Source organism: Streptomyces sp. NPDC107498, from assembly GCF_055582805.1.
Genome location: NZ_JBVJPE010000009.1, coordinates 47041 through 65818, shown reverse-complemented (window position 1 = coordinate 65818; position 18778 = coordinate 47041). Strand labels below are relative to the sequence as shown.

Sequence of the window (18778 nt, the reverse complement as noted above, 5' to 3'; positions counted from 1 at the left end):
CCCGATTGTTCACTGCACTGTACTGCCGCACGCCCTTGCGAGGATCCATGACCGCCCTGTTCGCCCTGGCCACCAGCCTTCTGTGGGGCCTCGCCGACTTCGGGGGCGGACTCCTCACCCGCCGGATCCCCGCCCTCACCGTCGTGGTGGTCTCCCAGACCCTCGCGGTCCTCGTCCTGGGCACGGTCGTCCTCGCGACCGGCGCCTGGACGGAGGCGGGACCCCAGCTCTGGTACGCGGTCGGGGCGGGCGTCGTCGGCCCGGCAGCCATGCTCGCGTTCTACAAGGCGCTCGCGCTCGGCCCCATGGGCGTGGTCTCCCCGCTCGGCTCCCTCGGCGTCGTCGTCCCCGTCTCCGTCGGCCTGCTCGTCGGCGACCGGCCGGGGCTGCTCCAGTTCGCCGGGATCGGGGTGGCGGTCCTCGGCGTGGTGCTCGCGGGCGGGCCGGAGCTGCGCGGGGCGCCGGTCCAGCGCCAGGCGGTCCTGCTGACCCTGGTCGCCGCCTTCGGCTTCGGCTCGGTGATGGCGCTCATCGCCGAGGCGTCCACGACCGTCACGGGCCTGTTCCTCGCCCTGTTCGTCCAGCGCGTCACCAACGTTCTGGTCGGCGGCGGAGCCCTGTACGCCTCGGTGCGCCGCGGCGGCCGCGCGCTCCCCGAGGGCGGGGCCCGGGCCGTCGGCGCCGCGCTCCCGGCCCTCGCCTTCGTGGGCCTCGCGGACGTCGCCGCCAACGGCACGTACGCGATGGCCGCGCAGCAGGGCCCGGTCACCGTCGCCGCCGTCCTCGCCAGCCTCTACCCGGTCGTCACGGCCCTCGCGGCCCGCGGCGTCCTCAAGGAACGCCTCCGCGCCGTCCAGGCGGCGGGCGCGGGCCTCGCCCTGGTGGGCACGGTCCTCCTGGCGACGGGTTAGACGGGGCGGACGGTCAGGACGGCACGGACTCGGAGCTGCCCGCGCGCTGTGCCTCCCAGACCGCCAGCGCCGCGAGCTGCTCCGGGGTGACGTGCTCCGGTATCGGGGTCGGCGCGGGGGTGCGGAGCGGGGGCTGCCAGCCGTTCTCCGGGTCCCAGCCGCGGACGACCTTCGCCGGGGCGCCCGCCACGACCGAGTGGTCCGGGACCTCGCCGCGCACCACCGCGCCCGCCGCGACGACGACGTTGCGGCCGAGGCGCGCGCCGGGAAGGATCACCGCGCCCGTGCCGAGCCAGCAGCCGGGGCCGATGGAGACGGGTTCCGAGCGGGGCCACTGACGGCCGACGGGCTCGTCCGGGTCGTCGTAGCTGTGGTTCGTCGAGGTGATGTAGACGTACGGGCCGCAGTACGTGTCCGAGCCGATCGTCACCTTCGCGTCGGCGATGACGTGGCTGCCCCGCCCGAGGACGACCCCGTCCCCCAGGGTCAGGACCGTGTCGGTCCCGAGGTCGAGGTCCGGCAGCATCCCCGCCGTCAGGGTGACCTGTTCGGCGATGATGCAGCACTCGCCGATCTCGATCCACGGCTCGCCGAAGACCGTGCCCTGCGGGAAGGCGAGCCGGGTGCCGGCACCGAGGCGGCGGAACCGCAGCCTCCCGGGGTGTTCGGCGGTGACGGAGCCGGCCTGCTGCACCCAGCGCCAGCCGCCCTGCACGGCACGGGCGAGGACCCTGCGCCGCCAGACGGCGAGGGATGAGAACGTGTTTCTGTTCCTGGGCACCCGGCCACCGTAGTCGGAGCCGTCGTACCTGATCAGTGCGGTGCGCTGTGATGTCCGTCATGAGCACGGCATAGGCTGCGCCCGGGGGCACCCCCGGGCGTGACACGACGGCTGACGATCCCAGGATCCGACGATCAGGAGCGAACCATGACAGAGGCGTTGATCAAGGGAGTGGGCGGCAAGGAGCCGCGCATCGACCCGACCGCCTTCACCGCCCCGACCTCCGTGGTGCTCGGCGAGGTCACGCTCGGCGCCCGCGCCGGCATCTGGTACCACGCGGTGCTGCGGGCGGACTGCGGTCCGATCGCGATCGGCGAGGACTCCAACGTCCAGGACAACTGCACGGTCCACGTCGACCCCGGCTTCCCCGTCTCGATCGGGGACCGGGTGACCGTCGGCCACAACGCGACCGTGCACGGGTGCGTGATCGAGGACGACGTGCTCGTCGGCATGGGCGCGACCGTCCTCAACGGGGCCCGGATCGGCGCCGGCTCGCTCGTCGCCGCCCAGGCGCTCGTCCCGCAGGGGATGGAGGTCCCGCCGGGATCGCTGGTCGCGGGGGTCCCGGCGAAGGTGCGCCGCCCGCTGACCGACGAGGAGAAGGCGGGCATCCGGCTGAACGCCGAGATGTACCTGCACCTCGCCAAGGTCCACGCCGAGGCCTTCGAGGACTGAGGCCCGCCACGGCGGAGGGCGGCACCGCGCCCGGGAGCGGCACCCCCACGCGTACGGAGCGGAGGGCGGCACCCCGGACGGGTGCCGCCCTCCGCTCCGTACGCGTGCGGTCCGCGCTCAGTCCGTCGCGGGGACCGGCTCCGGCTCGGCGGCGTCGGTCCGCTGCGCCGCCGCCTTCCTCGCACGGTTCCTGACGACCAGCATCGAGGCGATGCCGATCAGCACGGCGAGGACGAGGCCCAGCCAGGAGAAGCGCTTGAGCCAGGCCTCGGCGACGACGCCGACCGAGTAGATGACGGCCGTGGTGCCGCCGGCCCACACGATGCCGCCGAGGACGTTGGCGACGAGGAACTTCCAGTACGGCATGTGCAGCACGCCCGCGAGCGGTCCCGCGAAGATGCGGAGGAGGGCGATGAAGCGGCCGAAGAAGACCGCCCACATGCCCCACTTCTGGAAGGACTGCTCGGCGAGTCCGATGTTGGCCTCGCCGAAGTGCTTGGGGAACTTCCCGCCCAGCCAGGCGAGCAGCGGCCGCCCGCCCTTGCGGCCGATCGCGTATCCGATCGAGTCGCCGACGATCGCGCCGGCGGTGGCGCAGGCGCCGAGGACGTACGGGTTGATGTCGCCGTGCTGCGAGGCGAGCAGTGCCGAGCTCACGAGCACGATCTCGCCGGGGAGCGGGATGCCCAGGCTCTCCAGCCCGATCACCACCGCCACAAGGACGTAGACGGCGACCGCGGGGATCGTCTCCAGCCACTCCTGGACGTGCAACGCGCTTCCTCCCGTATCGGCTGCTCGGCTGCTCGATGGCCCGGACACAGCTCGACGGGCACGCCGTCGAAGCCTACCCCGGGCCGATGGAACGCGGCCCTCGACGAGCGCCGCCCCTCATACGGACGCCCCCGCACCCCGGAGGGTTGCGAGGGCGGCGTACGGCGGCCGGAGGTCAGGCGTTCGGGCGCAGGGTCCAGACGACGGTCATCTCGCCGGTCACGGCGCCGTCCTCACGGGTGATGTCGATCCGCACCGGGAACTCCGGGCGCCGTCCGGCGTCGAGCTCGGCGACGACCTCGGCGGCGGGGCGGCCGAGGGTGGCGGTGGCCGTGACGACGCCCATGGCCAGCTTCTTGTAGCCGATCTCGGCGCTGACGGCGAGCGGGACCGCGCGGCCCAGCTGGTCGCCGAAGGCGGCGAGCACGATGGCGCCGCTGGCGGACTCGGCGAGGGTGAACATCGCCCCGGCGTGCGGGCCGCCGACGTGGTTGTGGTAGGCGGGCTGGTCCGGGAGGCGCACGACGGCGCGCTCGGCGGTGGTCTCCAGGAACTCCAGGTTCAGGGTTCCGGCCATGGGGACCGTGGCGGCGAGCATCTCGCCGACGGACATCTGGTCTGCGCTCATGGACCGTGATGTTACCCACGAGTAGCAGCCTTGACCATCCCCCGCCCGTGCCCGGTCCGGGGGCGGGCGTGGTCGAGCGGCCCCCGCACCTCTATGGTTACTGGCCATGTGGCCAGGACAGCAGCCGCCCGGGGGCGAGCAGAACCCGCAGGACCAGAGTCAGAACCCCTACCAGCAGTCGGGGTACCAGCAGCCGAACCCGTACCAGCAGCCGCCGGCCCAGCCCGGGCATCCGCAGCAGCCGCCGACGCAGCCCGGGTACCCGCAGCAGCCGCCCGCCCAGCCGGGGTATCCGCAGCAGCCGCCGGCTCAGCCCGGCTACCCGCAGCAGGGGTACGCCCAGCAGCCGGGTCACCCCAACCCGTACCAGCAGCCGACCGTGCCGCAGCAGTACGCGGTGCCCGGCCCCGGACAGCCCGGCGGGCCCGACGGCGGGAAGAAGAAGACGACGCTCGTGGCGATCGTCGCCGCCACCGCCGTGGTCGTCGCGGCCGGAGTCACCGGTTTCCTGGTGCTCGGCAAGGACGACGACCGGAAGGACACCGCCGGCGACTCCAAGCCGTCCGCCACCGCCTCCACCTCCACGGCCCCCTCGTCCGCCCCGGCGCCCGACCCGAGCACGTCGATCGCCAATCCGCGCGACGGCGCGGCGCAGCAGCCGACGATCCCCGGCTGGAAGGTCGTCTACAACCCGAAGTACGGCACCCTCTTCGACGTGCCCCCGGAGTGGGAGGTGTCCAAGCCGGGCTCGATCACCGCCTTCGAGGACGAGAAGAAGGGCGGCGGCCTTCCGCTGGTCACGATGTCCAGCCCCACGAGCCTCAAGAGCAAGTGGTGCACGTACGACACCGACAAGAACGGCACCGAGGAGAGCTGGAGCCTGTCCACCAGCGGCACCAAGGGCGGCCAGGGCGCCAAGGACACCGCGTCCGCCGCGCGCGGCGAGGCCGGCACCTGGGTGTGGGGCGGCTACGCGCAGCACATGCCGCAGAGCACCATCAAGATCACCAAGCCCGTGCCGTACACCACGAAGTCCGGTCTGACCGGCAGCCTGGCGACCGCCACGGCACCGGGCGTCAAGAAGCGGAACAAGTGCGAGACGGACGGCAAGTCCTACGCCTTCTCCTTCAAGAACGCCGCCGGCGACTTCTCGACCTGGGTGCTCTACGGGGCCGACGGCGTCAAGGACGAGCTGCCCGACGCGACGATCCGGCAGATCCTCTCCACGGTCCGGCTCGCCCCCTCCGGGTCCTGACCGCCTGGCCTCCGGGGCCTGGCCCCGGGACCTGACCGCCCGACCACTGGGATCGACCGCCGGGGCCGCCGCGGCGGCCCCGGCGGTCGATCCCGCGCGGCGAGGGGCCGTCCGATACCCGGTTGGCAGCACGGGCGGCGGCCAGGGATAGTCCCGGGGTGACCTCACCCGCCGCCTCCCCCCGCCGGACGCCGTCCCGCTCCCGCCGCCCCGAGTGGGCCGGCCGGAACTACCTCCTGCTCACCGCCGCCACCGTCGTGACCAACCTCGGCACGCACGGCGCGCTGATCGCCACGACCTGGGCGGTCTTCGACACCGGGGGCGACGCCGGCGACGTGGGCCTGGTGGCCATGGCGCGCTTCGCGCCGCTGGTCCTCTTCCTGCTCATCGGCGGCGCGGTGGCCGACCGGCTGCCCCGGCACCGGGTGATGGTCGCGGCCAACGCCCTCAACTGCGTCTCGCAGGCCGCTTTCGCCGCCCTCGTGCTCTCCGGCGAGGCCCGCGTCTGGCAGATGATGGTGCTCACCGCGCTCTGCGGCACCGGCCAGGCCTTCTTCAACCCGGCGGCCGAGGGCATGCTCATGTCCAGCGTCAGCGGGGAGCAGGCGAGTCGTGCCTTCGCCGTCTTCCGGATGGCGATGCACGGCGCCGCCATCGGCGGTGCGGCGCTCGGCGGCGCGCTCGTCGCCTTCGTCGGACCGGGCTGGGTCCTCGCGATCGACGCGGTCGCCTTCGCCGTCGCGGGCGGCCTGCGCGCCTTCCTCGACGTGAGCGGCGTCCCGGACCGCGCGCCCGGCGGCGGGCTCTTCGCGGATCTGCGGGAGGGCTGGCGGGAGTTCGTCGGCCGGGCCTGGCTGTGGTCGATCGTCGCGCAGTTCTCGGTGGTGGTGGGCCTGATCGGCGCGGTCGAGTCGGTGTACGGACCGCTGGTCGCCCGGGACGCGTTGGGCGGCTCGCGCCCCTGGGGCATCGCGCTCGCCGCGTACGGGGCGGGGACGGTCGCGGGTGCCGTCCTGATGACCCGGTGGAAACCGCGTCGGATGCTCTTCGTCGGGACCCTGTGCGTCTTCCCGATCGCGCTGCCCTCGGCCGCGCTCGCCGTGCCGCTGGACGCGGCGGGTCTGACGGCGGCGATGTTCGTCAGCGGGGTGGCGATCGAGGTCTTCGGCGTCTCGTGGATGACGACCATGCACCAGGAGATCCCGGAGGAGAAGCTGTCCCGGGTCTCGGCGTACGACTGGTTCGGCTCGACGGCCCTGCTGCCGCTGTCCACGGCCCTGGCGGGCCCGGCGGAGAGCGCGTTCGGCAGGAGCGAGGCGCTGTGGGGCGCGGCGGCGCTGATGGTGCTGGTCACCGCGCTGGTCCTGCTCGTGCCGGACGTACGGAACCTGACGCGCCGCCCGCACACGAAGGAGGTCGCGGGCGTCGCCGCGGCCCCCGGGCCCTCAGCCGATGCCGAAGGCGCCCTCCGGGGGAACGGGTGACGGGACGGCCCCGGCGTCGAGGACCGGCTGCGCGCCGCCGGTGAAGCGGTCGAGCGTCTCCCCGTGCTCCACGCGCGCGGGGAAGGCGTCGGCCGCCGCGCGCCGCGCGAGGCGGGCGGTGTCGATCTCCCGTCCGGAGGCGACGAGCACCGCGTTCCCGAAGCGGCGGCCGCGCAGCACGGAGGGCTCCGCGACGAGCGCCAGCTCGGGGAAGACGACGGCGAAGGTGGCGAGCTGGGAGCGGAGGAAGGGGAAGGGCGCGCCGTCGGCCAGGTTGGCGGCGTAGAGACCGCCGGGCCGCAGGACGCGCCGGACCTCGCGCGCGTACTCGACGGAGGTGAGGTGCGCGGGCACGCGCGAGCCGCCGAAGACGTCGCCCACGATCAGATCGGCCGAGGCGTCCGGGGCCGCCTCCAGCCAGGCGCGGGCGTCCGCCGCGTGCACGGCGGTCCCCGAACCCTCGGGCAGCGGCAGGTGCTCCTCCACCAGGGCGAGCAGCCCCCGGTCGGCCTCGACGACGTCCTGGCGCGAGCCGGGCCGGGTGACGGCGACGTACCGGGGCAGCGAGAGCGCCCCGCCGCCCAGGTGGAGGACGTCGAGGGGCGCGTCGGGCTCGGCGGCGCCGTCGACGACATGGGCGAGGCGCCGCGCGTACTCGAACTCCAGGTACGCCGGATCGTCCAGGTCGACGTACGACTGGGGCGCGCCGTCGACCGTCAGGAGCCAGGCCCGCTCCCGGTCCACGTCGGGCATGAGGCGTGCGGTGCCCTGGTCGACCTCGCGGACGACGGGGATGTGCTCGTTCACGCCCTCATTGTCGCCCCCGTCGTCACCCGTCCGGACGACGGCCCGCTCGTCACCAGGCCCGTCACCCGTCCCGGGCGGCGGCCGGCCCGTCACCCGGACCAGACGGCGGCGACGGCCTCGGCGCGGGAGGCGGCCTGGGCCCGGCCGGCGCGGGCCGCTGCGGCCCGGTGGGCGGGGTCCAGCGCGTTGCGCCCGATGGCCCTGCGGGAGGCGTCGTCGGGGGTGATCACCTCGACGCGCGCCCCGGCGGCGGCGAGGTCGGCGCCCTGCCGCGCCGGGGAGAGCACGACCTTGCCGCCCCGGGCGCCGGGGGCGACGACGACGATCCGGTCGTAGCCGGCGGCGAGGTGGGCGTTGGCCGTGGAGTGGATGCCGCCGTCGATCCAGCGGCGCCCGCCGATCGTCGCCGGCGGCCAGACGCCGGGGACGGCGCAGCTCGCGGTGACGGCGTCGGCCAGCGGGACGCCGCTGTCCTCGTCGTAGGCGGTGAGTTCGCCGGTCACGGCGTCGACCGCGGTGATCAGCAGGGGCCGCGCGGGCCAGTCGGCGTCCCGGCCGAGCCGCCGGGCGACGGTCGCGCGGCGGTCCGCCTCGGCCACCGTGGGAGCGGCGAGGGCGAGCCGGCCGAGCCTGCGCCCGTACTCCTCGGGGGTCCGGGAGCGGAGGACGGCGACGGCGTACCGGAGGATCGTCGGGACCCCGAGCCGTGCGGCGGGCTCGGTGGCCCGCCCGTCGAGCTGCTCCTCGTACAGGGCGTCGATCCCGCCCCGCCCGGAGGCGATCCGCGCCCCGACGACGGCCCCCGCGGAGCTGCCGACGATCAGATCGGCGGTGGTCAGATCGATCCCGGCGTCGAGGAGCCCGCGCAGCACCCCGGCCTCCCATCCCGCCCCGACGAGCCCTCCGGCACCCAGGACCAACGCCGTCCGCTCCCCCGCCCGCTTCTCCGTCTTCGTCATGTACCGAGTCTGGCGCAGGAGTTGGCCCGGCCGGCGACCGGGGTGGGGTCAGAGGTTCTTGAGGGCCTCGCGGACGGAGAGGGGGGAGAGACGGGAGCCGTGGGCCGTGACGAAGGCGCGGACCTCGGCGGGAGCCGTCCTGCCGTATGCGCGCAGGCTCCAGCCGATGGCCTTGCGGATGAAGAAGTCGGGGTGGGCCGAGCGGCGCAGGCAGTGGGCGAAGAGCCGGTCCGCGTCGGTGGCGTCCTTGAAGCGCAGCTGGTGGAGGAGGGCGGTACGGGCGACCCACAGGTCCTCGTCGTCGATCCACGCGTCCATCTCGGCGCCGAGGGCGGGGTCGTCCGCGACCAGGCCGCCGACGACGTGGGCGGCGAGGTGGTCGACCGTGTCCCACCAGGAGACGGTGGTGACGAGCCGCCGGGCGACCGGCAGGAAGCCCGAGGAGCAGCGCTTCACGTACCGGCGCAGGTAGTCGACGGCGAAGTAGTGGTACTCGCGCTCCGGGAGGGCGAAGCAGCGCAGGGCGATGGCGGCGCAGTCGGTCTCGTCGGGACGCGGGGTGCCGTCGAGGACCGTGCGGGACAGGGCGCGGCGCTCGGGCGTGCGGATGCCGAGGAAGGGGGCCGCGCCCTTCATGTACGCGACCATCTCCTGGGCCCGGAAGGGGTTCCCCGCGGTGGGGTAGACGGCGGTGAGCCGTTCCAGGACGGTGTCGGCGAGTCCGCTCGCGGGCGGCGGGACGGCGGTCACCGGGCACCCGCCGACGGTACGGCGCCGGTCACGGGGGCACTCTCCGGTGACACGACCCCGGTCACGGGGGCACTCGGCCGCGGCACGATGTCGTTCACGGGCCACTCTCCGGTGACACGACCCCGGTCACGGGGGCGCCCCCCGATGGCACGCTGTCGTTCACGGGGCCCTCTCGGTCGCGGTGTGCTCCGGGAGCGCACCCGGACGGACATGACGCACATTACGGCGCTCCTACGGACGCGTCCGTTACTCTCCCCGAATGCTCGCTCCCGTGCCCCGGCCGCCGGGCTCCCTCGCCGTCCGCTGTTCCCGGGCCCTGCTCTCCCCCCGCTCGCGGCTCTCGCTGCTCGCCCTGTTGCTGCTCACGGCCGCCACCCTCGTGGTGCTGTACGAGCCGCAGCGGATGCTCGCCTCGGGCTGGCCGCCGCAGACGAGCGGCGCCGGGGCGGTGCTGCTCTTCGGCCTCGCGTACGGGGTGTGCGCGGCGGCGTTCGTCCCGCGTCCGGTGCTCAACCTGGCGGCGGGCGCGCTCTTCGGCGCCGCGGCCGGTCTGACGGGGGCGCTCGCGGGGACGGTGCTCGGCGCGGGGATCGCCTTCACCCTCGGCCGGTTCCTGGGGCAGGACGCGCTGCGGCCGCTGGTGCGGGGCCGCTGGCTGACGGCGGCGGACGGGCAGCTGAGCCGGCACGGGTTCCGTTCGATGCTGGCGATCCGGCTGTTCCCCGGGGTGCCGTTCGCCGCGGCCAACTACTGCGCGGCCGTCTCCCGGATGCGGTACGTGCCGTTCCTCGTCGCGACGGCGCTCGGCTCCCTGCCGAACACCGCGGCGTACGTGGTGGCAGGCGCCCGGGCGGGTTCGCCCGGCTCGCCCGCGTTCCTCTTCTCGGCGGGGTTCATCGTCCTGTCGGGCCTCGGCGCGGCGGTGGTGGCCTGGCGCAAGCGGCACGGCCTGCGGGCCGCCGTTCCGGCTCCGTCCCGGGAGCCCGAGCCGGAGCGGGAGCCCGTGCTCCCGTAGGGGACGTCCCGCGACCGGCCTCGCCACGGGCCCGTCATCTTGGGCATGTACGCTGCGCACGACCTTCTGACCGCACACGTACATAACGGGACGGCCCTAGCCCCATGAGTTGGTTCGAATCGTTCATCCTCGGACTCGTCCAGGGGCTTACGGAGTTCCTTCCCGTCTCGTCCAGTGCGCACCTCCGCCTCACGGCGGCCTTCGCCGGCTGGGAGGACCCGGGGGCGGCCTTCACCGCGATCACCCAGATAGGCACGGAGACGGCGGTCCTGATCTACTTCCGCAAGGACATCGCCCGGATCGTCTCGGCCTGGTTCCGCTCCCTCACGAACAAGGCGATGCGTTCCGACCACGACGCCCAGATGGGCTGGCTGGTGATCGTCGGCTCGATCCCGATCGGTGTCCTCGGCGTCACGCTCAAGGACCAGATCGAGGGCCCCTTCCGTGATCTGCGGATCACGGCGGCCACCCTCATCGTGATGGGCGTCGTCCTCGGCGTCGCCGACCGGCTCGCCGCCCGGGACGAGATCGGCGGCCGGCACCGCGCGATGCGCGAGCGCAAGACGCTCGAGGACCTCGGCGTGAAGGACGGCCTGATCTACGGCCTCTGCCAGGCGATGGCCCTGATCCCGGGCGTCTCCCGCTCGGGCGCGACGATCTCCGGCGGTCTGCTCATGGGCTACACCCGTGAGTCCGCCGCCCGCTACTCCTTCCTCCTCGCCATCCCGGCGGTGCTGGCCTCCGGTGTGTTCGAGCTCAAGGACGCGGGCGAGAGCGGTCACGTCTCCTGGGGTCCGACGATCTTCGCCACGGTCATCGCCTTCGCCGTCGGCTACGCGGTGATCGCGTGGTTCATGCGCTTCATCACCACCAAGAGCTTCATGCCCTTCGTGATCTACCGGATCCTGCTCGGCATCCTGCTGATCGTGCTGGTCTCGGCCGGCGTGCTGAGCCCGCACGCCGGCGAGTCCGCGGGCTGAAGCCCCCGGCCCCGGGCCGGCGGGCGCACCGGGGTCGTCGCGGGGTGGCCGTCGGCCGTGGCGGACCCGTCGACCGCCGCACACCCCTTGGCCCCCGGCGTCCGCTGCCCGACACTGAGCCGATGACGCAGCGCGTGGACCTCGCGACCGTGATGGACCGATTCGCCCTCGACGACCTGGTGACCGGCTACGCGGCGGCCGTGGACGAGGGCGACTGGAGCGCCTACCGGGATCTGTTCGCCCCGGACGGCAGGGCCGACTACCGCGGCTCGGGCGGGATCGAGGGGCCGGCCGCGGAGGTCGCGGACTGGCTCGCCGCGACGCTCCCCCTCTTTCCCGTGCGCCAGCACCTCATCGTGAACCGGCGGGTGCGGTTCCGGGAGCCGGGCGGGTACCCGGAGACCGGGGACCGGGCGGACATCGGCGCCGACTACGTCAACCCGATGCGGTTCGCCACCGGCGAGGAATTCGTCTGCGGTGGGCGCTACGCCTTCGCGGCGCGCCGCACCGCCGACGGCTGGCGGCTCGTCTCGGTCGTCGTCGACGAGCGCTGGCGCCGCGCCTGACGCACGGTCAGGACGCCTGGGCCAGGGACTCGCGGACGACGCGCTCGCACAGCTCGTGGGTGAGCAGGGCGTCCCGGGCGCTGAGCACCCGGCCCGCGCGCACCGAGTCGAGGAAGGCGAGGACCGCCTGCTCGATGCCGCGCTGCCGGGCCACGGGCACCCAGTCGCCGCGGCGCCGCACGGTCGGCTGCCCCTTGTGGTCGACGACCTCGGCGAGGTTGAGGACCTGGCGCTTGGTGTCCTGCCCCGAGACCTCCAGGACCTCCTCGGTGGAGCCGTTCATCCGGTTCATCATGCCGATGGCGGTGAACCCGTCGCCGGAGAGCTGGAGCACCACGTGGTGCATGAGCCCCTCGCGGATCCGGGCGCGCACGTCGACGTGCTCGATCTCGCCGGGGAGCAGGAAGCGCAGGGTGTCGACGACGTGGATGAAGTCGTCGAGGACGAGGGTGCGGGGGTCCTCGGGCAGGCCGACACGGTTCTTCTGGAGGAGGATCAGCTCGCGCGGGTGGTCGAGGCACTGGGCGTAGCCGGGGGCGAGGCGCCGGTTGAAGCCGACGGCGAGGCTGACGGAGCGCTTCTCGGCGAGCTCCACGATCCGCTCGGAGTCGGCGTACTCGTACGCGAGGGGCTTGTCGACGTACGTGGGGACGCCGGCTTCGAGGAGCCGGGCGGCGATCTCGGCGTGGGCGGCGGTGGAGGCGTGGACGAAGGCCGCGTCGAGCCCGGCGGAGAGCAGCGAGTCGAGGTCGCGGTGGCGCCGGTCGGCGGGCAGGTGCAGGGTGTCGGCCACCCGCTTCAAGGTCGCCGGGGTGCGGGTCTGGAGGTGGAGTTCGACCCCGGGAAGGGTGCCGAGGACGGGAAGGTAGGCCTTCTGCGCGATGTCGCCGAGTCCGATGCAGCCAACCTTCACGGGGTCTCCCTTGTCGTCGTTCGCCGGCCCTGGCCGTACGGGCCGTTCGCGCCGGTCAGCTTACGCGGGACGGATCACGTCCTCGGCGGAAGGGACGGCGTCGACGGGCGGGTGCCAGTCGCAGACGCCGTCGAAGCCGCGCAGGGCGAGGCCGGGGCCGAGGCGGGAGACGGCGCCGACGGCCGCGGTCCGGAGGGCGACGGCGGGGCGGGCGGAGAGCATGGTGATCGCGCCGGTGCGGGCGGCCTTGCGGACGAGGGCGGTGGTGCGCGGCAGCCGGTCGGCGGTGTACGCGGCGAGCGCGCGGCCCGGGACGAAGCCGGGGGCGGTGCGGGCGTGGTGGGCGAGGACGACGGCGTCCTCGACGGCCTGGTTCCCGCCCTGGCCGAGGCTCGGCATCATCGCGTGCGCGGCGTCGCCGAGGAGGGCGACCCTGCCCCGGTGGAAGGCGGGCAGCGGGTCGGGCAGGTGGTGGACGTCGTGCCGCAGGATCCGGTCGGGGGTGACTCCGGCGAGGATCTCGGGGACGGGATGGTGCCAGTTCCCGAAGAGCCGGAGCAGTTCGGCCCTCTCGTCGTCGGGCGCGTGGGCGCCGGCGGGGGCCACGGCCATGGCGTACGCGTAGACCCGGCCGTCCTTGAGGGGCTGGCTGCCCCACAGCCGGCCGGCGCCCCAGGTCTCGTGCGGGGCGAAGGGCCGCGCGGGCGCGGGGACGACGACGCGCCAGCTGGTGCTGCCGGAGTAGCGGGGGCCGGGGTGGTCGGGGAAGAGCGTCCGGCGGGTCGCCGAGTGGATGCCGTCGGCGGCGACGACGAGCTCGGCCTCGATCTCGCGGCGGTCCGCGGTCCCGGTGTCCGAGACGGCGAGCCGGGCGGGGCGGCCGTCGTCACCGGGGTCGACGAGGGCGGCGGTCACGCCGGTGCGGACGACGCCCTCGGGGAGCGCGGCGCCGAGGAGGTCGACGAGGGTGGCGCGGTGGAGGAGGACGAGGGGCCCGCCGAAGCGGGCGGCGGCGGCCTTGGCGTCGGTGCGGGAGAGCCAGCGGCCGCCGGGGGTGCGCAGGCCGCCGTCGCCCTGCCAGGCGGAGAGCTCGCGGACGCGGTGGCCGAGGCCGATGACGTCGAGGGCGCGCTGGGCGTTGGGGGCGAGGGCGATGCCGGCGCCGACGGGGGCGAGGTCGGCGGCGCGTTCGAGGAGGGTGACCCGCCAGCCGCGCCGGTCCAGGGCGACGGCGGCGGTGAGCCCGCCGATGCCGGCTCCGACGACGACGGCACGGGGCTGCTGTTCCATGGCTGCTCCTCGGTTCGGGACGGTCGGTGCGGTCGGGAACGCCGGGGACCACGGGTGCGGTGCCCCGTCGTGCGGTCGGGACCAGGGGACTACGGGCGACCACGGGGGACTACACCTGTAGTAACCCCTGCCCTCGTGACGGTACTACAGGTGTAGTCGGGCCGGTAGTAGGTTGTCCCCATGACTCGAGCCACCGCCGGGCCCCCCGCCCCGGAGCCCCCCGCCTCCCGCGCCGAACGGATCGGTGACGCCGCGCTCGCCCTCCTCGTGGAGCGCGGGATGCGGGGCCTGACCCACCGCGCCGTGGACGAGCGGGCCGGCCTGCCGCAGGGCTCGACGTCCAACCACGCCCGCACCCGCCAGGCCCTCCTGGAAACGGCCGTGCGGCGCCAGGTCCAGCGGGAGGCCGAGGTCCTCACCCCGCACGCGCTGCCCGGCCCGGAGAACGGCGACGCGCTGGTCGACGCGCTCGCCCTCGCCCTGCACCGCTACCTCACCGACCACCGCTCCCTGCTGGTCTCCCGCTACGAGCTGGCCCTGGAGGCCACCCGCCGGCCCGAACTGCGCACCTTCTTCGACTCGGCCGGCTCGACGTTCCACACCCCGCTGATCGCGACGATGGCCGCGGCCGGTTCCGCGGAGCCCGAACGGCACGCGCTCTCGCTGATCGCCTGGAGCGAAGGGCTGATGTTCTCCTGCGCGGTGGGCTCCTTCCACGCGGCCGTGCCGAGCCGCGCCGAACTGCGCACCGGTCTGGACGAGTTGCTGCGCGGCTTCCTCGGAGGCACGGCCTGACGCCCGTGGCCGACGGAGGCTCCGACGGGCCGTGAAACCGCTGGCGCCTCCCGCGATCATGGGAGACGATGCCGCCCATGACCACCGAACGCACCGACACCACCCCGCGCGTCGATCCGGGCACCACCACGGGCGAGCGCGAGGCCCTGGAACAGTGGCTCGAATTCCACCGCGCGACCCTCGCGATGAAGTGCGAGGGTCTCGACGACGCCCAGCTGCGCACCCCCTCCGCCCCGCCCTCGGACCTCAACCTGCTGGGTCTGGTCCGGCACATGGCCGAGGTCGAGCGCGGCTGGTTTCGCCGCGTCCTGGCCGGTGAGAAGGCGGAGTGGATCTACTCGACGGAGGAGGACCACGACCGGGACATCCACGTCACGGACGAGGACACCTACGAGGAGGCCCACGCCACCTGGCAGGCCGAGATCGCCCACGCGCGCACCCTGGCCGCCGGCCGTGGCCTCGACGACCTGGGCCTGGGCGAGCACCGCACCGGCGAGACCTTCAACCTCCGGTGGATCTACCTCCACATGATCGAGGAGTACGCCCGCCACAACGGCCACGCCGACCTCATCCGCGAGCGCATCGACGGCGCCACCGGCGACTGACCCCGCCCGGGGCGACACCGCCCCGCACGGCCGGGCCCCGCACGGCCGGACTCGTCAAGACCGGGCCCGGCGCGGCTCACCCGTGCGGGGCATTCCCCACCGGTAGGGGCGCGAAGATCGCGCACGGAGCAGCAGAGTTGCGCGGGTGCATGGAACCCGAACAACAGCGAAGATCCTGGTCGGGGCGGCGGTCGCCGCCCTGGCCGGCTGCGTCTCGGTGGACGCCCCGCCGACGGCGCCCACCCCCGCCCCCGTCCCCGCGCCCGACACCTTAGGCACCGCCCAGGACGTGGCACCGCAGATCGTCGAGGGCCCGGCCCGCGAGGCCCTCGAAGCGGCGCTCCCCGCTCCCCCGCCGTCCGCCGCGCCCCGCGCGACCCCTCCGGCGGGGCGGCACCGGCGGGCGGTGACGCCTCCCCTCCCGGAGGGGCCGCACCCCGCCCCCGTACCGCGGCAGCACGAGCGTCCGCGCCCGGCGGCCCGGCCCGGCCCCTTCGGGCTGCCGGAGTCCACGGAGCCGCCGAGGAACCCACCGGTCTCCCGGGCGGACGTCTGCGCCCTGGGCGAGCGGTACGGCGGCTGGGACCCCGACAGCGCCCGGGCCAGGATCTGCCACGGGGCGTACGGCCCCTGAGGCTCCCTCCGGGGCCGGTCACGCGTCCCGGAGCCGCAGCTCCAGGCGCTCGATCGCGGCCCGCACCCCGTTCCCGTAGCCGTCGTCGTCGAGATGGTCCGAAGCGGCGCGGGCCCGGTCCAGGTGGACCCGCGCGGCGTCGGGCCGCCGGAGCTTGGCGTAGTCGGCGGCCAGGTTCAGATGGAGCGAGGGGTACAGCGCCCTGAGGGCGGCCGTCGAGTCGTGCGCGGCGAGCCGCTCCTCGGCGAACCCCTCGGCCGCGCTCAGCGCCCGCAGGTCCCAGGCCAGCTCGGTGTCGGGGTCGTCCTGGGCGTCCGCCATGTAGTGCGCGAGGGTGCAGCGGTGCAGGGGGTCGCCGTCCGGGCCGATCTGCTGCCACAGCAGCCCGAAGCGGTTGCGGGCCTCCTCGCGGTCGCCGCCGTGGAGCAGCATCATGGCCTGCCCGATCCTGGTCATGACCCCGTCGTCCGACACCTGCTGCTGCTCGGTCACCGCGACCTCCACCCGCTCACCCACTGGGAGTGACGACGCTAGCCGCACCCGGCCCGGATCGGGCCGAGGCTCAGCCGAGGTCCGGGATGCGCCAGTCGATCGGCTCGTGTCCCTGGGCCGCGACGGCCGCGTCGATTTGGGTGAAGGGCCGCGAGCCGAAGAACTTCTTCGCCGACAGCGGCGAGGGGTGCGCGCCCTTCACCACGACGTGCCGCTCCTCGTCGATGAGCGGCAGCTTCTTCTGCGCGTAGTTGCCCCACAGGACGAAGACGGCGGGGTCGGGGCGGGAGGCCACGGCGGTGATCACCGCGTCCGTGAACTTCTCCCAGCCCTTGTTCTTGTGCGAGTTCGCCTCGCCGGACCGGACCGTCAGAACGGCGTTGAGCAGGAGGACGCCCTGCTCGGCCCACGGCATCAGATAGCCGTTGTCCGGGATCGGGTGGCCGAGCTCCTCGTGCATCTCCTTGTAGATGTTCCGCAGGGAGGGAGGGGTCTTCACGCCGGGGCGGACGGAGAAGCAGAGGCCGTGGCCCTGCCCCTCGCCGTGGTAGGGGTCCTGGCCGAGGATCAGGACCTTCACCTCGTCGTACGGGGTGGCGTCGAGGGCGGCGAAGACCTCGTCCTTCGGGGGGAAGACCGGCCCCTTGGCGCGCTCCTCCTCGACGAACTGGGTGAGCTGGGCGAAGTACGGCTTCTGCAGCTCCTCGCCGAGGACACCCCGCCAGGACTCGGGCAGCATGCTGGTGTCGGTCACGGTCAACAACCTCCGGTGGACGTTCCTGTTACTCCGTCCGAAAACCTACCGGGGGCCACTGACAGCGGCCCCCGGCAGGCCCGTCACCAACTGGCGCGTCGGCTCAGCTCCCACATCTGCATGACCGTCTGCGGGTCGAGGGCGCGCTCGCCGCCGCCGATGTCCTCGCCGGCCGCGATGTACAGCTTGCCCTGCCACAGGGGCAGCAGCCGGACGTCCTGGACCATGATCTCCTGGGCCTCCACGAAGTCGTCCGTGACGGTCCCGCGGTCGCTCTCGCGACGGGACTTCGGCAGCAGTTCGCCGGTGATCCGGGAGCTCTCGTAGGGCGTGCCGAGGACGTTCTCCTTGCCCACGAAGGGGGCGACGAAGTTGTCCGGGTCCGGGAAGTCGGGGAACCAGCCGCGGCCGAAGACCGGGTACTCGCCCTTCTGGTAACCCGCCTGGAACTCCTTCCAGGGCTTGCCGTGCAGGGTGACCTTGAAGAGGCCGGACTCCTCCAGCTGCCGCTTGAGCTCGGTGAACTCGGCGGCCGTCGAGGAGCCGTACCGGTCGGTGGTGTACCAGAAGTCCAGCTCGACGGGGTCGTTGATGCCGGCCTTGCGGAGGATCCTCTTCGCCTTCTCCTCGCTGGGCGAGCCGAAGCGGTCGAAGAACTTGGTGGTGTGGGCGGCGATGCCCTTGGGCACCATCGAGTACAGGGGCTCGGCGGTGCCCTGGTAGACCTTGTTGACCAGTTCGTCGCGGTCGACGAGCTGGGCGATGGCCTTGCGGACGGGCAGCTTGGCGACGGACTCGTCCTGGGTGTTGAAGACCAGGTAGCGGATGTCGGCGCCGGTCGACTCGATGAGCTGGAGGCCCTTGTTCTCCGGCTTGTCCTCCTGGAGGGCGACGACCTCCTCGGCGGTGAGGCCGCGGTAGGTGGCGTCGATCTCCTTCTTCCGGAGGGCGGCGACCATGGCGTCGGAGGAGTCGAAGTACCGGATCGTGACGCCGCCGTTCTTGCGGTCGGCGAAGCCCTTGTAGGTGGGGTTCTTCGTCAGCTCCGCCGTCTCGCGCTCGGTGTACGAGTCGAGGACGTACGGGCCGGAGCCCATGATCTTGCCGTCCTTGCGGAGCTGGTCGGCCGGGTACTCGGCGGGGTCCACCAGCGACATCGCGGGGGTGGCGAGGACGAACGGGAAGGTGGCGTCCGGCTTGTTGAGCCGGAAGACGACGGTGCGGTCGCCGACGGTGTCGATCTTGTCGAGCGAGCCGAGCATGCCGTTCGGGCCGCCCTTGTGGTTGATCGTGCGGATGCGCTCGATCGAGTACTGGACGGCCTTGGCGTCCAGCTTGTGCCCGTTGGAGAAGGTCAGGCCCTCCACGAGCTTGCACTCGAAGACCCGACTGGAGGTGTCCGTGAACTTGCAGTCGGCGGCGTCCGACTGCGGGGTGGTGGTGCCCGTCGGGAAACTCACCAAGGTCTGGAAGACATTCCGGAAGAGCTCCCAGGAATTGTCCCAGGCGGCGGCCGGATCAAGCGTGGTGGGAGAGCTCGTCGTGCCGACGACGATTCTCTGATCCCCGGCGGATTCGCTGTCCGAGAAGACACCGCATCCGGTTACCAGGGATATGGACACAAGGGCTGCAGCGGCCTGCAGACTGGTCCGGTTGAACACGTGCACGCTCCTCGTTCAGCCATGGGTCGGCCGACGATACCGCAGCACCCCG

At 73.7% G+C, this 18778-nt stretch carries 21 protein-coding genes; 10 read left to right on the top strand and 11 right to left on the bottom strand.

What is annotated here, in order from left to right; genetic code table 11:
• Positions 1-47 precede the first annotated feature (47 nt).
• Positions 48-911 carry an EamA family transporter gene (locus ACZ66Z_RS17810; protein ID WP_469934910.1) on the top strand — a complete coding sequence of 288 codons (864 nt, stop codon included), beginning with the start codon at positions 48-50 and terminating at the stop codon, positions 909-911.
• A gap of 13 nt (positions 912-924) precedes the next feature.
• On the opposite strand, the gene ACZ66Z_RS17805 is transcribed toward ACZ66Z_RS17810, so the two are convergent.
• Positions 925-1692, bottom strand: a complete 768-nt coding sequence (locus ACZ66Z_RS17805) for an acyltransferase (RefSeq protein WP_469934909.1) — start codon at positions 1690-1692, stop codon at positions 925-927.
• A 147-nt stretch (positions 1693-1839) separates the two neighbouring features.
• Between ACZ66Z_RS17805 and ACZ66Z_RS17800 the strand changes: the two genes are divergently transcribed.
• Positions 1840-2367, top strand: a complete 528-nt coding sequence (locus tag ACZ66Z_RS17800; RefSeq protein WP_123458764.1) for a gamma carbonic anhydrase family protein — start codon at positions 1840-1842, stop codon at positions 2365-2367.
• Between the two features lie 117 nt (positions 2368-2484).
• On the opposite strand, the gene ACZ66Z_RS17795 is transcribed toward ACZ66Z_RS17800, so the two are convergent.
• Together ACZ66Z_RS17795 and ACZ66Z_RS17790 are read right to left on the bottom strand one after the other, a co-directional pair.
• Positions 2485-3138, bottom strand: a complete 654-nt coding sequence (locus tag ACZ66Z_RS17795) for a DedA family protein (RefSeq protein WP_469934908.1) — start codon at positions 3136-3138, stop codon at positions 2485-2487.
• Between the two features lie 175 nt (positions 3139-3313).
• Entirely contained in the window at positions 3314-3766 is a 453-nt protein-coding gene (locus ACZ66Z_RS17790; RefSeq protein ID WP_469934907.1) for a DUF4442 domain-containing protein, read from the bottom strand.
• 106 nt (positions 3767-3872) lie between these two features.
• Between ACZ66Z_RS17790 and ACZ66Z_RS17785 the strand changes: the two genes are divergently transcribed.
• Together ACZ66Z_RS17785 and ACZ66Z_RS17780 are read left to right on the top strand one after the other, a co-directional pair.
• Complete coding sequence (locus tag ACZ66Z_RS17785; RefSeq protein ID WP_469934906.1) at positions 3873-5021, top strand: DUF8017 domain-containing protein; 1149 nt, start codon at positions 3873-3875, stop codon at positions 5019-5021.
• 158 nt (positions 5022-5179) lie between these two features.
• Entirely contained in the window at positions 5180-6505 is a 1326-nt protein-coding gene (locus ACZ66Z_RS17780) for an MFS transporter (protein ID WP_469934905.1), read from the top strand.
• On the opposite strand, the gene ACZ66Z_RS17775 is transcribed toward ACZ66Z_RS17780, so the two are convergent.
• The 3 genes from ACZ66Z_RS17775 to ACZ66Z_RS17765 all read right to left on the bottom strand — a co-directional run bounded on the left by ACZ66Z_RS17775 (position 6467) and on the right by ACZ66Z_RS17765 (position 9021).
• Positions 6467-7312, bottom strand: a complete 846-nt coding sequence (locus ACZ66Z_RS17775; protein WP_469934904.1) for a spermidine synthase — start codon at positions 7310-7312, stop codon at positions 6467-6469. The genes ACZ66Z_RS17780 and ACZ66Z_RS17775 overlap by 39 nt on opposite strands.
• An 89-nt stretch (positions 7313-7401) precedes the next feature.
• A complete protein-coding gene (locus ACZ66Z_RS17770) occupies positions 7402-8271 on the bottom strand; it encodes a patatin-like phospholipase family protein (protein WP_469934903.1) in 870 nt (289 codons plus the stop codon).
• A gap of 48 nt (positions 8272-8319) precedes the next feature.
• The gene (locus ACZ66Z_RS17765) at positions 8320-9021 is read right to left on the bottom strand and encodes a DNA alkylation repair protein (protein ID WP_469934902.1); all 702 of its coding nucleotides are present in this window, start codon (positions 9019-9021) and stop codon (positions 8320-8322) included.
• A gap of 259 nt (positions 9022-9280) precedes the next feature.
• On the opposite strand from ACZ66Z_RS17765, the gene ACZ66Z_RS17760 reads away from it, so the two are divergent.
• From ACZ66Z_RS17760 to ACZ66Z_RS17750, 3 genes are all read left to right on the top strand, one after another.
• Entirely contained in the window at positions 9281-10036 is a 756-nt protein-coding gene (locus tag ACZ66Z_RS17760; RefSeq protein ID WP_469934901.1) for a TVP38/TMEM64 family protein, read from the top strand.
• A 104-nt stretch (positions 10037-10140) separates the two neighbouring features.
• The gene (locus tag ACZ66Z_RS17755; RefSeq protein ID WP_469934900.1) at positions 10141-11016 is read left to right on the top strand and encodes an undecaprenyl-diphosphate phosphatase; all 876 of its coding nucleotides are present in this window, start codon (positions 10141-10143) and stop codon (positions 11014-11016) included.
• Between the two features lie 122 nt (positions 11017-11138).
• Positions 11139-11582 carry a nuclear transport factor 2 family protein gene (locus tag ACZ66Z_RS17750; protein WP_469934899.1) on the top strand — a complete coding sequence of 148 codons (444 nt, stop codon included), beginning with the start codon at positions 11139-11141 and terminating at the stop codon, positions 11580-11582.
• A 7-nt stretch (positions 11583-11589) separates the two neighbouring features.
• On the opposite strand, the gene ACZ66Z_RS17745 is transcribed toward ACZ66Z_RS17750, so the two are convergent.
• A complete protein-coding gene (locus tag ACZ66Z_RS17745; protein WP_469934898.1) occupies positions 11590-12495 on the bottom strand; it encodes a Gfo/Idh/MocA family protein in 906 nt (301 codons plus the stop codon).
• Positions 12496-12555: 60 nt separating this feature from the next.
• Positions 12556-13785 carry an FAD-dependent monooxygenase gene (locus tag ACZ66Z_RS17740; RefSeq protein WP_469934897.1) on the bottom strand — a complete coding sequence of 410 codons (1230 nt, stop codon included), beginning with the start codon at positions 13783-13785 and terminating at the stop codon, positions 12556-12558.
• 180 nt (positions 13786-13965) lie between these two features.
• On the opposite strand from ACZ66Z_RS17740, the gene ACZ66Z_RS17735 reads away from it, so the two are divergent.
• The 3 genes from ACZ66Z_RS17735 to ACZ66Z_RS17725 all read left to right on the top strand — a co-directional run bounded on the left by ACZ66Z_RS17735 (position 13966) and on the right by ACZ66Z_RS17725 (position 15819).
• Positions 13966-14580, top strand: coding sequence for a TetR/AcrR family transcriptional regulator (locus ACZ66Z_RS17735; RefSeq protein ID WP_469934896.1), 615 nt, complete (start codon positions 13966-13968; stop codon positions 14578-14580).
• 68 nt (positions 14581-14648) lie between these two features.
• Positions 14649-15185, top strand: a complete 537-nt coding sequence (locus ACZ66Z_RS17730) for a DinB family protein (RefSeq protein WP_469934895.1) — start codon at positions 14649-14651, stop codon at positions 15183-15185.
• A 145-nt stretch (positions 15186-15330) separates the two neighbouring features.
• Complete coding sequence (locus ACZ66Z_RS17725) at positions 15331-15819, top strand: hypothetical protein (protein ID WP_469934894.1); 489 nt, start codon at positions 15331-15333, stop codon at positions 15817-15819.
• Between the two features lie 18 nt (positions 15820-15837).
• Here ACZ66Z_RS17725 and ACZ66Z_RS17720 read toward each other — a convergent pair whose 3' ends face one another.
• The 3 genes from ACZ66Z_RS17720 to ACZ66Z_RS17710 form a co-directional block, all read right to left on the bottom strand.
• The gene (locus tag ACZ66Z_RS17720; protein ID WP_469934893.1) at positions 15838-16311 is read right to left on the bottom strand and encodes a hypothetical protein; all 474 of its coding nucleotides are present in this window, start codon (positions 16309-16311) and stop codon (positions 15838-15840) included.
• Between the two features lie 70 nt (positions 16312-16381).
• The gene (gene ung, locus ACZ66Z_RS17715; protein WP_469934892.1) at positions 16382-17065 is read right to left on the bottom strand and encodes a uracil-DNA glycosylase; all 684 of its coding nucleotides are present in this window, start codon (positions 17063-17065) and stop codon (positions 16382-16384) included.
• Positions 17066-17148: 83 nt separating this feature from the next.
• The gene (locus tag ACZ66Z_RS17710; protein WP_469934891.1) at positions 17149-18726 is read right to left on the bottom strand and encodes an ABC transporter substrate-binding protein; all 1578 of its coding nucleotides are present in this window, start codon (positions 18724-18726) and stop codon (positions 17149-17151) included.
• Positions 18727-18778: the final 52 nt, after the last annotated feature.

Excerpts from the sequence above, each read along its gene's own strand:
- ACZ66Z_RS17810 (WP_469934910.1), top strand. The coding sequence starts at position 48 with ATGACCGCCCTGTTCGCCCTGGCCACCAGCCTTCTGTGGGGCCTCGCC.
- ACZ66Z_RS17770 (WP_469934903.1), bottom strand. The coding sequence starts at position 8,271 with ATGACGAAGACGGAGAAGCGGGCGGGGGAGCGGACGGCGTTGGTCCTG.
- ACZ66Z_RS17755 (WP_469934900.1), top strand. The coding sequence starts at position 10,141 with ATGAGTTGGTTCGAATCGTTCATCCTCGGACTCGTCCAGGGGCTTACG.
- ACZ66Z_RS17740 (WP_469934897.1), bottom strand. The coding sequence starts at position 13,785 with ATGGAACAGCAGCCCCGTGCCGTCGTCGTCGGAGCCGGCATCGGCGGG.
- ACZ66Z_RS17735 (WP_469934896.1), top strand. The coding sequence starts at position 13,966 with ATGACTCGAGCCACCGCCGGGCCCCCCGCCCCGGAGCCCCCCGCCTCC.
- ACZ66Z_RS17785 (WP_469934906.1), top strand. The coding sequence starts at position 3,873 with ATGTGGCCAGGACAGCAGCCGCCCGGGGGCGAGCAGAACCCGCAGGAC.
- ACZ66Z_RS17790 (WP_469934907.1), bottom strand. The coding sequence starts at position 3,766 with ATGAGCGCAGACCAGATGTCCGTCGGCGAGATGCTCGCCGCCACGGTC.
- ACZ66Z_RS17750 (WP_469934899.1), top strand. The coding sequence starts at position 11,139 with ATGACGCAGCGCGTGGACCTCGCGACCGTGATGGACCGATTCGCCCTC.
- ACZ66Z_RS17760 (WP_469934901.1), top strand. The coding sequence starts at position 9,281 with ATGCTCGCTCCCGTGCCCCGGCCGCCGGGCTCCCTCGCCGTCCGCTGT.
- ACZ66Z_RS17730 (WP_469934895.1), top strand. The coding sequence starts at position 14,649 with ATGCCGCCCATGACCACCGAACGCACCGACACCACCCCGCGCGTCGAT.
- ACZ66Z_RS17800 (WP_123458764.1), top strand. The coding sequence starts at position 1,840 with ATGACAGAGGCGTTGATCAAGGGAGTGGGCGGCAAGGAGCCGCGCATC.